This is a genomic window from Mesorhizobium sp. WSM4832, from assembly GCF_055811115.1.
Genome location: NZ_JBVVQH010000012.1, coordinates 191368 through 203383 on the forward strand (window position 1 = coordinate 191368; position 12016 = coordinate 203383).

Consider the following 12016-nt stretch of genomic DNA (forward strand, 5'->3'; position numbering starts at 1 on the left):
GACCGGCTTTTCTTCCATCCCGGGACGTGTTACCAGCCAGCGCCAATCCTGAAAGGGAAGATGAGAGTCGGCGTTGGCCAAATCGGTCCAGCGCCTTTTCCGCATTCAAAAGGACTGGCCATGTCAAAAATCATCGAAACGTCCACCGGCGCACTGGCGCTGACCTTCGACGACGTGCTCTTGCAGCCCGGCCATTCCGAAGTCATGCCGGGCGAGACCGACATCCGCACCCGCATCGCCGGCGATATCGATCTCAACGTGCCGATCCTGTCGGCCGCCATGGACACCGTCACCGAGGCGCGGCTGGCGATCGCCATGGCGCAGGCCGGAGGCATTGGCGTCATCCATCGCAATTTCTCGCCGGCCGAGCAGGCCGAGCAGGTCAGGCAGGTGAAGAAATTCGAATCCGGCATGGTGGTGAACCCGGTCACCATCGGCCCGGACGCAACGCTCGCCGACGCGCTGGCGCTGATGCGTGGCAACAGCATCTCCGGCATTCCGGTGGTCGAGAATGGCGGCATCGGAGGCCATACGGTCGGCCGGCTCGTCGGCATCCTCACCAACCGCGACGTGCGCTTTGCCTCCGATCCGGCGCAGAAGGTCTACGAGCTGATGACCCGTGAGAACCTGATCACGGTCAAGGAGAACGTCGATCAGGACGAGGCCAAGCGTCTGCTCCACAAGCACCGCATCGAGAAGCTGGTGGTGGTCGACAGGAAGGGCAATTGCGTCGGCCTGATCACCGTCAAGGACATCGAGAAATCGCAGCTCAACCCGCACGCCACCAAGGACGCCCAAGGGCGTCTGCGCGCGGCCGCCGCCACAAGTGTGGGCGACGATGGTTTCGAGCGTGCCGAGCGCTTGATCGATGCCGGCGTCGACCTTTTGGTCATCGACACCGCGCACGGCCATTCGCAGCGCGTGCTGGATGCGGTGACCCGGGCGAAGAAGCTGTCCAACTCGGTGCGGATCCTGGCCGGCAATGTCGCCACCGCCGACGGCACGCGGGCGCTCATCGACGCCGGCGCCGATGCCGTCAAGGTCGGCATCGGCCCGGGTTCGATCTGCACGACCAGGATCGTCGCCGGCGTCGGCGTCCCGCAATTGTCGGCGATCATGTCGGCGGTCGAGACCGCCAGCAAGGCCGGCGTAAGCGTCATCGCCGACGGCGGCATCAAATATTCAGGCGATCTCGCCAAGGCGCTCGCCGCGGGCGCAAGCGCTGCCATGATCGGCTCGCTGCTTGCCGGCACCGACGAGAGCCCGGGGGAGGTCTATCTGCACCAGGGCCGTTCCTTCAAGGCTTACCGCGGCATGGGTTCGGTCGGCGCCATGGCGCGCGGCTCGGCCGATCGTTACTTCCAGGCCGAGGTCCGCGACACGCTGAAACTGGTTCCGGAGGGCATTGAAGGGCAGGTTCCCTACAAAGGACCTGTGGCTGGCGTGCTGCACCAGCTTGCGGGCGGCCTGAAAGCCGCTATGGGTTATGTGGGTGGACGTGATCTTGCAGATTTCCGCGAGCGCGCCACTTTTGTGCGCATATCCAACGCCGGACTTCGTGAAAGCCACGCCCATGACGTCACGATCACCCGCGAAAGCCCCAATTACCCCGGCGGCCTTTGATCGGCAAGCCGATCGGCCCGACCGCAAGGGGCTTTGGCGTAGCTTGAGCGTGGCGGTGCTGCGGCTGTCGCGGCACGCGGCGGCGCTCTCCATCGCCTCGATTGCGCTTTTCCTCGTCATGACGGCGCTGGAGTTCCTCTATTTCCAGCGCTTGAGCGGTGGGCTCTTCTCGCTCGACATGCGCGTCGCCGGCTTCACGCCCGATGAAGGCATGGCGTGGCTGACGGCGCTCGGCCGGCGCGGCGGCGAGATCATCATCGTCTGGCACTACCTGACCTTCGACCTTTTGTTCCCGGCGCTACTGTCGCTGACGCTGGTCAGCCTCATCGTTGCTTTCGGGCGGCGGCTCAGCACGTTCCGCGCCATGCCGGCGCAGTTGCAGGCATTGTTCTCTCTGGTGCTGGTGCTTCCCTATACGGTCGCCGACTACGCCCAGAATTTTGCCCTGGCGCGGCTGCTCTCGGATTTCCAGCTGGCCAATCCCGATTCGCTGGCTTTCGCCTCTTCGCTGACAGTCACCAAATTCGCGTTGCTGGCGATCCCGGTCTTCGTCATCGCGGTCTTTGCGCTGGCCGTGCAGCGTCGGCGCTGAGCACTAAATGCGCCAGACCGCCATCTTCTGGCCGATGCTGGCGCATGTGCTCCTGGTCTATATCGTCTATCTGGTGATGCTGAAGCGGCGTTATGGGGCCGTGAAGTCGGGCGAGGCCAAGGTCAGCCAGTACAGGGTCCGCTCGACCGAGCCGGCTTCGAGCGTCACCGTCGCCAACAATCTGATCAACCAGTTCGAGCTGCCGGTTCTCTTCCACGTGCTCTGCCTGGCGCTGTTCGTCACCAATGGCGTGAACTACCTGACGCTGGCGTTGATGTGGCTCTTCATAGTCACACGCTATGTCCACGCCTGGGTGCATCTCGACAGAAACTATATGCTACACCGCAGCCGCGCCTTCTTCCTCGGCGCGGGCATACTTCTCATCGCCTGGATCTGGTTCGCGCTGCACCTGCTCGGGGCGGTGTAAAGCTTACCCCTTGCGGGTAGGTTGCTCCGCAACGCGGAGCGGGTGCCACAACGCTAAAGATCGAACACCGCGATCCTGCGTTTGTCGAATTTGATGCCGATCTCGCCGCGCACCAGCTTTAGCGCCTGCTCGCCGAAAACGGCGCGCCGCCAGCCTTGCAGCGCCGGCACGTCGGCTTCGTCGCCCTCGGCCGCTATGCGGTCGATATCGTCGCTGGAGGCTAGCACCTTGGCGGCGACGCCTTCCTTCTCCGCGACGATTCTGAGCAGCACTTTGAGCAGCTCGGCCGCCGCGCTCGATCCCTCGGGCGGCTGCACGCTTTTCGGCAGTTTCGGCATGGCGTCCTTGGGCAAGGCAAGCGCGGCGTTGACCGCGCCAAGCAGCGCGGTTGCCGTCGCGGAGCGTTCCCAGCCCTTCGGCGTCGTGCGCAGCTTGCCGAGGCCGGCTATGTCGCGCGGCGCCTGCTGCGCGATCTCGTAGATCGCGTCGTCCTTGAGCACGCGGCCGCGCGGCACGTCGCGCTCGCGCGCCTCGCGCTCGCGCCAGGCGGCCACCGCCTGCACGATCGCCAGCTCCTGCGGCTTGCGCAGTCGCATCTTCAGCCGCTTCCAGGCATCCTCGGGATGCGGATCGTAGGTCTCGCGGGAGGTCAGCACCTCCATCTCCTCGTTCAGCCAATGGGCGCGGTCCTCGCGCTTCAGTTCGGCGCTGAGATGCTGGTAGACCTGGATCAGGTGGGTGACGTCGGCGAGCGCGTATTCGAGCTGCTTGTCGGAAAGCGGCCGGTGCCGCCAGTCGGTGAAGCGCGAGGATTTGTCCAGCCGGGCTCCGGTGACCTTCTGGACGAGCTGGTCATAGGAAACGCTGTCGCCAAAGCCGCAGACCATCGCCGCCACCTGTGTGTCGAACACCGGATGCGGCACCAGGTCGCCGAGATGGACGACGATTTCGATGTCCTGGCGCGCCGCGTGGAAGACCTTCAGCACCGCTTCGTTGGCCATGAGCCGAAAAAACGGTTTCAGGTCGATGCCGGGCGACAACGGATCGATAAGCGCCTCAATCCCAGGCGCGGCGATCTGGATCAGGCAGAGGATAGGCCAGAAGGTCGTCTCGCGGATGAATTCGGTATCGACGGTAACGAATTCCGACTTTTCGAACGCCGCGACGACGCTCTCGAGTTCTTCTTGTGTGGTAATGACCTGCATCAAATCGCTTTTGGCACAATATTAAGCCTCTTTCAATTTCAGCCGCGCGCGCCTTCGTCAAGCGCCGCTGCCTCGTCACGCACCGCTACTTTCGCGCGATGGCGATATCCGAGGGCCCGGCAGGATGTTCAGGCCTCGCCGACCGGCGCCTCCGCCCTTTGCATGGCGAGATCCGTGACTTCGGCCGATGGCCGCCGGCCAAGCGCGCCGGCGGTGGCCAGGCTGAGCAGGATGAACGGTATGCCGATGCCATAGGCCGAGCGGATGCCCCAATGATCCGACACGCAGCCAAGCAGCGGCGGGCCGAGCAGGAAAGCGACGAAGGAGATTTGCGACAAAGCCGCGACATTGATCGCCGCAGGACGGTCGGTGCGCTGCGCCGCCGCCGAGATCGCCAGCGGGAAGATGGCGCTGCTGCCGATGCCCAGAAGCGCGAAGCCCAGCATCGAGATGAAGGGCAGGGGCGAGAAGAAGACGATGACCACGCCGACAATCATTGTCGCCAACAGCACGCGCGCCACGCCGCTCGGCGAGTGGCGATCGACAAAGCTATCGGCGAAGAAGCGTGTCGTCGCCTGCGAAAAGGCGAACAGCGCCACTGTTATCCCGGCAACGAACGGGCCCGATTCGAATACCGTGCGCATGTAGATCGCCGACCAGTCCATGCTGGCGCCTTCCATCAGCATTGCCGACAGCGTCACCGCGACGAGGACGAGGATCGGCAGCGTCGGCCGTGCAAACATCGGCGGTTTGTCGCCGGTCGCGGCGAAACGGGCGGGCGCCGGTTCGAAGCGGCCGAGGAACAGCGCCATCGCAACGGCGACCATCGGCACGACCAGCGCCAGATGCAATTGCGGCGACAGGCCGAGATGCGCCAGCGCGCCGCCGAACAGGCCCGCGCCGAAGAAGCCGATGCTCCAGAACGAATGCGCCCGGTTCATGATGCGGCGCTGGAGCAGGAACTCGGTTCTGTCGGCCTCGACATTCAAGATGATTTCGATGCTGCCGATCATCAGTCCGACCGGGAGCAGCATCAAGAATAAGGCAGTCGGGCCGGGCGCGTGCGCCGCGATGGCATAGACGAGAGCAAGCAGCGGCACCAACCAGAGCAGCGCGCGGCGAAAGCCGACACGTTCCAGGATCGGCGTCGCCAGCGTCAGCGCGATCAGGGTGCCGATCGGCGTCCCGATCAGGGCGAGGCCGAGGGTGCCGTCCTCGATCGCCATGGCGCGCTTGATGTCGGGCAGGCGCGGGAAGATGTTGCCCATGGCAAAGGAATAGATCGCGAAGCCGGCATAGACGCGGTACTGGGGGGCGAGTTTCAGGCCAAGGGTCATCACGGGCAATCCGACAAGGAGATTTCGGCGGGCATACTTTCAGCTCCGCTCACGACTCTATTTCTTGCATGAACAGGCAAAACATGCAAGAATGCGCACAAATAAATAGGATCGTGCATGCTCACCGAAGAACGGCACCAACTCATTCGCGACCGGCTTGCGGCGGACGGAAAGGTGCTGGCCGGCGAGCTCGCCAGCCGTTTCGGTGTCTCGGAAGACACGGTGCGCCGAGATTTGCGGGAACTGGCGAAGGCCGGGCAGTTGCGCCGCGTCTATGGCGGCGCGGTCGCATCGGCGCCCTTTGCCGCGGCGACGCTCAGCCAGCGCAGCGGTCATGCGGCCGAGGAAAAAACCCGCCTGGCAAAGGCGGCAGTGGGGCTGCTTGTGGCCGGGCAGTCGCTGTTCATCGACGGCGGCACGACCAACGAGGCGATCGCCAGGGCGATCCCGCGTGACATCGAACTGACCGTCGCCACCAATTCGCTGGGCGTCGCCTCGGCTCTCACGGATCGTCCCCTGGTCCAGCTGATCGTGCTCGGCGGCCGCTACGTGCCCGATCTCGGCACCTGCGTCGGCGCCGATACGCTCGCCGCCGTGGCTCAGCTCGGCGCCGACCTGTTCTTTCTGGGGTCCTGCGGGCTGGATGTTGCGCGCGGCGTCACCGCTTTCGATTCGGCCGAAGCCGAAGTGAAACGCGCCATGGCGAAAAACAGCGCCGGCATCGTCATTGCCGTCACCAACGACAAACTCGCCACCGCGGCGCCGTATCGCGTGGCTGGGGCGGAGGCGATCCGCCATCTTGTGGTGGAAAAGACCGCGCCTCCCGCCACGCTCGCCGACTTCCAAAGCCAGGGTGCGCGTATCCACTTCGCCTGATCGGCCGAAGCGGCGCGTCTGTGTGACCGCTTGCCTTGACAAAGCCAGCCTCTCATGCGCTTTTCGCGCCAATTTTCGAGCCGGGCCGATGCCCGCAATTTCCGGACTTTACCCATGACCACGCATCGTTACCGCAGCCACACCTGTGCCCAGTTGAGAAAGAGCGACGTCGGCAGTTCCGTCCGTCTGTCGGGCTGGGTGCATCGCGTGCGCGACCATGGCGGCCTGCTCTTCATCGACCTTCGCGACCATTACGGCCTGACCCAGATCGTCGCCGATCCGGATTCGCCGGCCTTCCAGGTCGCCGAGACCGTGCGCGGCGAATGGGTGATCCGCGTCGACGGCGAGGTCAAGGCGCGGCTGGCGGAAACCGCCAATCCGAACCTGCCGACTGGCGAGATCGAAATTTTCGCGCGCGAGATCGAGGTGCTGTCGGCCGCCAAGGAACTGCCGCTGCCGGTGTTCGGCGAGCCGGATTATCCGGAAGATATCCGCCTGAAATACCGTTTCCTCGATCTGCGCCGCGAGACGCTGCACAAGAATATCGTGGCGCGCACGAAGATCATCGCCGAGATGCGCAAGCGCATGGACGAGGTCGGTTTCACCGAGTTCTCGACGCCGATCCTGACGGCATCCTCGCCGGAAGGCGCGCGCGATTTCCTCGTGCCCTCGCGCATCCATCCCGGCACCTTCTACGCGCTGCCGCAGGCGCCGCAGCAGTACAAGCAGCTGATCATGGTCTCCGGCTTCGATCGCTATTTCCAAATCGCGCCCTGCTTCCGCGACGAGGATCCGCGCGCCGACCGCTTGCCGGGCGAATTCTACCAGCTCGACCTCGAGATGAGCTTCGTCGAGCAGGACGATGTGCTCAATACGATGGAGCCCGTCCTCCGCGCGGTCTTCGAGACCTTTGCCGCCGGCAAGCCGGTGACCCAGAAATTCCGCCGCATTCCCTATGACGAGGCGATGCGCACCTACGGCACCGACAAGCCGGACCTGCGCAACCCGATCGAGATGCAGGCGGTCTCGGATCATTTCCGCGATTCCGGATTCAAGGTGTTCGCCAACATCCTGGCCAACGATCCGAAGGCCGAGGTCTGGGCCATTCCGGCCAAGACCGGCGGCAGCCGCGCCTTCTGCGACCGCATGAATTCCTGGGCGCAGGGCGAGGGCCAGCCGGGACTGGGCTACATCTTCTGGCGCAAGGAGGGCGACAAGCTCGAAGGCGCCGGCCCGCTCGCCAAGAACATCGGCGAGGAGCGCACCGAAGCCGTCCGCCAACAGCTCGGCCTTGCCGACGGAGATGCCGCCTTCTTCGTCGCCGGCGACCCGAAGAAGTTCGTCACCTTCGCGGGCGCGGCGCGCACCCGCGCCGGCGAGGAATTGAACCTCGTCGACCGTGACCGCTTCGAGCTCTGCTGGATCGTCGACTTCCCGTTCTTTGAATGGAACGAAGACGAAAAGAAGATCGACTTCGCCCACAATCCGTTCTCCATGCCGCAAGGCGGCATCGAGGCGCTGAACGGGCAGGAGCCGCTCGGCATCAAGGCCTTCCAATACGACATGGTCTGCAACGGCTTCGAGATAGCATCCGGCGGCATCCGCAACCATCTGCCGGAAACCATGGTCAAGGCCTTCGAGATGGTCGGCCTTGATCGCCAGACAGTCGAGGAGCGCTTCGGCGGCCTCTATCGCGCTTTCCAGTATGGCGCGCCGCCGCATGGCGGCATGGCGGCCGGCATCGACCGCGTCGTCATGCTCCTGGTCGGCGCAAAGAACCTGCGCGAGGTCACCATGTTCCCGATGAACCAGCAGGCCTACGACCTGTTGATGAGCGCGCCCTCGGAGGCCACCCCGCAGCAGCTGCGCGAGCTGTCGCTGCGTGTTGCGGTGGCGAAGAAGGAAGGCTAGGACTCAGAGCCAAGCCTTTTTCTTCGCTTGAAGAATCGGCCTGAACAAAAAAGCCCGGCATCGCTGCCGGGCTTTTCTTTTGGAGCTGACTGTTCGATCAGTCCTGGTTCGCCTTGACCTTGACGCCGAGCGTCTTGGGCAGGTCGAGCGGGTTGGACATCGCGCCGGCCATGATCAGCGCGAACGGCACCGATGACGGCGGCTCGGCCGAGATTTCCAGGCTCTTCGGATCGTCGAGGAAGCTGTTGACCGCCGTCGAGACTTCCGCCGTCAGCTCGGGATTGTTGAGCTGCGCCATGCCGAACGGCACGATCGCCTTGGCCTGGTTGGCGACGTCCTTGCCCGACATGCCCTGCTGCTTGCCGACATAGTCGAGCACCTTGCCGGTCAGCGAATCGTCCTCGAAGCGCACCGACGCGCCGTTGAAGGAAAGCTGCTGCATCAGGCCGAGCATGGCCATGCCCTGCGCCGATTTGTCGGCACCTTCCGGCTGGGCGGCGAGCTTCTTCTGCATCTCCTGCATCGACTTGATGAAGTCGATCGTGTAGCCGCCGAGGTTGAAGGTCATGCCGAGCGTGCCGGCATTCTCGACCGAGATGTCATATTTCGACAGCTCCATCTTGCCGTCGCTCGGCTGCCAGCTGCCTGCCATGTCGATATTGCCCGAGATGTTCTGGTAGCCGAGCGCCTCGATCGCTTCCTTCGACTTGGGGTCGTCGACGAGCGACAGGTCGGCAGTGAATTTTTCGGTGTTGGCGGTGAAGTCCATCGCCTTGCCGTCGGCCGGCGGGGTGATCTGGACGGCAAGCCCGTCCATCGCGAACGCCGTCTTGTCGCCGACCTTGACCGTCATGTTGGACAACTCGGCCGACTTGTACATCATCAGCGAGCCGAGTGGGTCGGTGCCGCCTTCGGCCGGAACCTTCATGTCATGGATGACGACGGGGCTGAGGTTGAGCGTCACGCCGTCCTTGCTGTGTTCGAAAGGCGAGGTCGAGACGGTGGCGATCTCGTAGCCGCCATTGGCTTCGGTGACCCCTTCCAGCTTAACGTCGCCGATCGCCAGCGCTTCCTTCTCGGCCGCCGGCTTGATGGAAACACCCTGCAGCACGGCGTTGGAATCGTCTCCGGAGGCTCCGGTCCAGGAAATGTCGACGCCCTGGGCCGCGAGGGTTGCCTTGATACGCTCGGCCACCGCCGGGTCGGCGGCAAATGCCGCATTGAGCGGCAGCGTCAGCAGAAAGGTCGAAAAGGCCAGTTTCTTGAGCATCGAGCGTTGGATTGTCATGGCGAGTTCCCTGTCCTGATTTGGCTATGATGAAATTGTTTTGAAACCTGATCCATCACCATTCCGTGACGAACGGGACCGGAAGAAGGCATTTCCCGGCACATTTGTCGAAAATGGCGATGAAAAGCAAACGCCGGTCGGCAGCCATCGCCCGATGCGGTGAATTTGTCATGAAGACCGCGGCCCTCCGCCAGCGCGTTGCATGCCAGATAGAAGCCGCATGTAACAGGTTGATGTTGTCCGGCGTCACGATGCCGCCGCCGCCTGTTGCAGACCGGCGGGCAAATTGCAGCCGCCGCCGCGCCGGTTCCGTGAAATCCTTCACATCGCCGATCGCGCCTTTGCGGCCGCGACGAATGCGCCGACGTTCACGCGGCGCTTGCCGCGAATCACCCGCTCGGCTAGTCCAAATCCATGGGAAAAAGGCTTTTGCCGCCTGATGACAATGGCGGCGGCGACAAAATCGAACCGGTCGATCTGAAAGAAGCGCTCGAACGGCGCTATCTCGCTTACGCGCTGTCGACCATCATGCACCGGGCACTGCCGGATGTGCGCGACGGGCTGAAGCCGGTCCATCGCCGCATCATGCACGCCATGCGGCTGTTGCGGCTCAACCCCGACCAGGGCTTTGCCAAATGCGCCCGCATCGTCGGCGACGTGATGGGTAAGTTCCATCCGCATGGCGACCAGTCGATCTACGACGCCCTGGTGCGCCTGGCGCAGGAATTCTCGATGCGCTACCCGCTGGTCGACGGGCAGGGCAATTTCGGCAACATCGACGGTGATAACGCTGCCGCCATGCGCTACACCGAAGCGCGCATGACCGAGGTGGCGACCGAGCTGCTTGCCGGCATCACCGAGGACGCCGTCGATTTTCGCCCGACCTACAATGAAGAGGACGAGGAGCCGTCCGTTCTCCCGGGCGCCTTCCCGAACCTGCTCGCCAACGGTTCCTCCGGCATTGCGGTCGGCATGGCGACCTCCATCCCGCCGCACAACGCCGCCGAGCTTTGTGACGCTGCGCTCCATCTGATCGATCATCCGGAAGCGCCGGTGGCGAAGTTGATGGATTTCGTCCAGGGACCGGATTTCCCGACCGGCGGCATCATTGTCGACAGCCGCGCCTCGATCCTCGAGGCCTACGAGACGGGCCGCGGCGGCTTCCGCGTGCGCTCCAAATGGAGCCAGGAGGACCAGGGCAGGGGCACCTGGAGCATCGTCGTCACCGAGATCCCCTACGGCGTGCAGAAAGCCAGGCTGATCGAGAAGATCGCCGAGCTTTTGATGGCGCGCAAGCTGCCGCTGCTCGAAGACATCCGCGACGAGAGCGCCGAGGATATCCGCGTCGTGCTGGTGCCGAAGAGCCGCACCGTCGATCCCGGCCTGCTGATGGAATCGCTGTTCAAGCTCACCGAGCTCGAAAGCCGCTTCCCGCTCAACATGAACGTGCTGTCGCGCGGCAAGGTGCCGAACGTCCTGTCGCTGAAAGGCGTGCTGAAGGAGTGGCTTGACCACCGCCGCGAGGTTTTGATCCGCCGCTCGAAATACCGGCTCGGCGAGATCGAGAAGCGGCTGGAAATCCTCGCCGGCTACCTGATTGCCTATCTCAACATCGACGAGGTCATCAGGATCATTCGCGAGGAGGATGAGCCCAAGCAGGTGATGATGGCCCGTTGGTCGCTCACCGACAACCAGGCCGAAGCCATCCTCAACATGCGCCTGCGTGCCTTGCGCAAGCTCGAAGAATTCGAGATCCGCAAGGAATTCGATGGCCTCACCGAGGAGAAGAAGCAGATCGAGGCTCTGCTGGCTTCCGATGCCAAGCAATGGACGACGATCCGTTGGGAAGTCACCAAGGTCCGCGACAAATTCGGCCCCGAGACCGAACTCGGCAAGCGCCGCACCCAGTTCGCCGATGCGCCGGAGCATGACCTGACCGACATCGCGCACGCCATGATCGAGCGCGAGCCGGTCACCGTCGTGGTGTCGGAAAAGGGCTGGCTGCGCGCCATGAAGGGCCACCTGACCGATTACGCGCAGCTCACCTTCAAGGAAGGCGACAGCCTGAAGCTTGCCTTCCATGCCCAGACCACGGACAAGATCCTGGTCTTCACCACCGGCGGCAAGTTCTACACCATCGGCGCCGACCGGCTGCCGGGCGGACGCGGCCATGGCGAGCCGATCCGCATCATCGTCGACATGGAGAACGATCAGGACATCGTCACCGCCTTTGTCCACGATCCCAAGCGCAAGCTGCTGCTTGTCTCCTACGACGCCAACGGCTTTGTCGTTTCGGAGGAAGAGGTCGTCGCCAACACCCGCAAGGGCAAGCAGGTGATGAACGTCAAGGCGCCGGACGAGGCCAAGCGCTGCATCCCGGTCTCGGGCGACCATCTCGCCATCGTCGGCGAGAACCGCAAGATGCTGGTCTTCCCGCTGGCCGAGATCCCGGAAATGGCGCGCGGCAAGGGCGTGCGCCTGCAGAAATACAAGGACGGCGGCGTGCTGGACCTGAAGACTTTCACGATTGCCGCCGGGCTCTCCTGGCAGGATTCGGCTGACCGCACCTTCGTCAAGTCGCGCGAGGAACTGGCCGAGTGGATCGGCGCGCGCGCCGCCGCCGGCCGCATGGTGCCGAAGGGTTTCCCGCGGACGGGCAAGTTCGGGTAGTGAGGCTTTTCCTTCTCCCCTCACATGAGGACCATGGGGTCAAGAGGTTGATCGGGCTGGCTGCTGGTTTGGTTCGTGGGCAGCTGT

Annotated in this window: 10 protein-coding genes; 6 read left to right on the plus strand and 4 right to left on the minus strand. The window is 63.9% G+C overall.

The annotated features are described in order from the left end of the window. Positions 1–120 precede the first annotated feature (120 nt). From guaB to AC0L2L_RS18605, 3 genes are read left to right on the plus strand one after another with little or no spacing between them, the layout of a single operon-like run. Positions 121–1623, plus strand: a complete 1503-nt coding sequence (gene guaB / locus AC0L2L_RS18595) for an IMP dehydrogenase (RefSeq protein WP_473580020.1) — start codon at positions 121–123, stop codon at positions 1621–1623. A gap of 43 nt (positions 1624–1666) precedes the next feature. Continuing rightward, positions 1667–2215, plus strand: a complete 549-nt coding sequence (locus AC0L2L_RS18600; RefSeq protein WP_473580021.1) for a hypothetical protein — start codon at positions 1667–1669, stop codon at positions 2213–2215. Between the two features lie 7 nt (positions 2216–2222). After that, positions 2223–2642, plus strand: coding sequence for an MAPEG family protein (locus tag AC0L2L_RS18605; RefSeq protein ID WP_473580022.1), 420 nt, complete (start codon positions 2223–2225; stop codon positions 2640–2642). 53 nt (positions 2643–2695) lie between these two features. Here the strand turns inward: AC0L2L_RS18605 and rnd are convergent, their stop codons facing one another. Then, positions 2696–3847, minus strand: a complete 1152-nt coding sequence (gene rnd / locus AC0L2L_RS18610) for a ribonuclease D (RefSeq protein ID WP_027167995.1) — start codon at positions 3845–3847, stop codon at positions 2696–2698. A gap of 128 nt (positions 3848–3975) precedes the next feature. Next, positions 3976–5184 (minus strand): MFS transporter, encoded by a 1209-nt coding sequence (locus tag AC0L2L_RS18615; RefSeq protein WP_473580023.1) that lies wholly within the window; start codon positions 5182–5184, stop codon positions 3976–3978. 117 nt (positions 5185–5301) lie between these two features. On the opposite strand from AC0L2L_RS18615, the gene AC0L2L_RS18620 reads away from it, so the two are divergent. Together AC0L2L_RS18620 and aspS are read left to right on the plus strand one after the other, a co-directional pair. Further along, positions 5302–6060, plus strand: a complete 759-nt coding sequence (locus AC0L2L_RS18620) for a DeoR/GlpR family DNA-binding transcription regulator (RefSeq protein WP_473580024.1) — start codon at positions 5302–5304, stop codon at positions 6058–6060. Positions 6061–6174: 114 nt separating this feature from the next. Beyond that, on the plus strand, positions 6175–7971 hold the full coding sequence (gene aspS / locus AC0L2L_RS18625; RefSeq protein WP_473580025.1) for an aspartate--tRNA ligase: 1797 nt from the start codon (positions 6175–6177) through the stop codon (positions 7969–7971). Between the two features lie 97 nt (positions 7972–8068). On the opposite strand, the gene AC0L2L_RS18630 is transcribed toward aspS, so the two are convergent. Next, positions 8069–9259 carry a hypothetical protein gene (locus AC0L2L_RS18630; RefSeq protein WP_473580026.1) on the minus strand — a complete coding sequence of 397 codons (1191 nt, stop codon included), beginning with the start codon at positions 9257–9259 and terminating at the stop codon, positions 8069–8071. 55 nt (positions 9260–9314) lie between these two features. Beyond that, positions 9315–9584: a hypothetical protein gene (locus AC0L2L_RS18635; RefSeq protein WP_473580027.1), complete on the minus strand. Its 270-nt coding sequence runs from the start codon at positions 9582–9584 to the stop codon at positions 9315–9317. Positions 9585–9673: 89 nt separating this feature from the next. On the opposite strand from AC0L2L_RS18635, the gene parC reads away from it, so the two are divergent. Continuing rightward, the gene (gene parC, locus AC0L2L_RS18640; protein ID WP_473580029.1) at positions 9674–11929 is read left to right on the plus strand and encodes a DNA topoisomerase IV subunit A; all 2256 of its coding nucleotides are present in this window, start codon (positions 9674–9676) and stop codon (positions 11927–11929) included. The last annotated feature ends 87 nt before the right edge of the window (positions 11930–12016 follow it).

Excerpts from the sequence above, each read along its gene's own strand:
- AC0L2L_RS18605 (WP_473580022.1), top strand. The coding sequence starts at position 2,223 with ATGCGCCAGACCGCCATCTTCTGGCCGATGCTGGCGCATGTGCTCCTG.
- AC0L2L_RS18615 (WP_473580023.1), bottom strand. The coding sequence starts at position 5,184 with ATGACCCTTGGCCTGAAACTCGCCCCCCAGTACCGCGTCTATGCCGGC.
- parC (WP_473580029.1), top strand. The coding sequence starts at position 9,674 with ATGGGAAAAAGGCTTTTGCCGCCTGATGACAATGGCGGCGGCGACAAA.
- AC0L2L_RS18620 (WP_473580024.1), top strand. The coding sequence starts at position 5,302 with ATGCTCACCGAAGAACGGCACCAACTCATTCGCGACCGGCTTGCGGCG.
- rnd (WP_027167995.1), bottom strand. The coding sequence starts at position 3,847 with ATGCAGGTCATTACCACACAAGAAGAACTCGAGAGCGTCGTCGCGGCG.
- aspS (WP_473580025.1), top strand. The coding sequence starts at position 6,175 with ATGACCACGCATCGTTACCGCAGCCACACCTGTGCCCAGTTGAGAAAG.
- AC0L2L_RS18630 (WP_473580026.1), bottom strand. The coding sequence starts at position 9,259 with ATGACAATCCAACGCTCGATGCTCAAGAAACTGGCCTTTTCGACCTTT.
- guaB (WP_473580020.1), top strand. The coding sequence starts at position 121 with ATGTCAAAAATCATCGAAACGTCCACCGGCGCACTGGCGCTGACCTTC.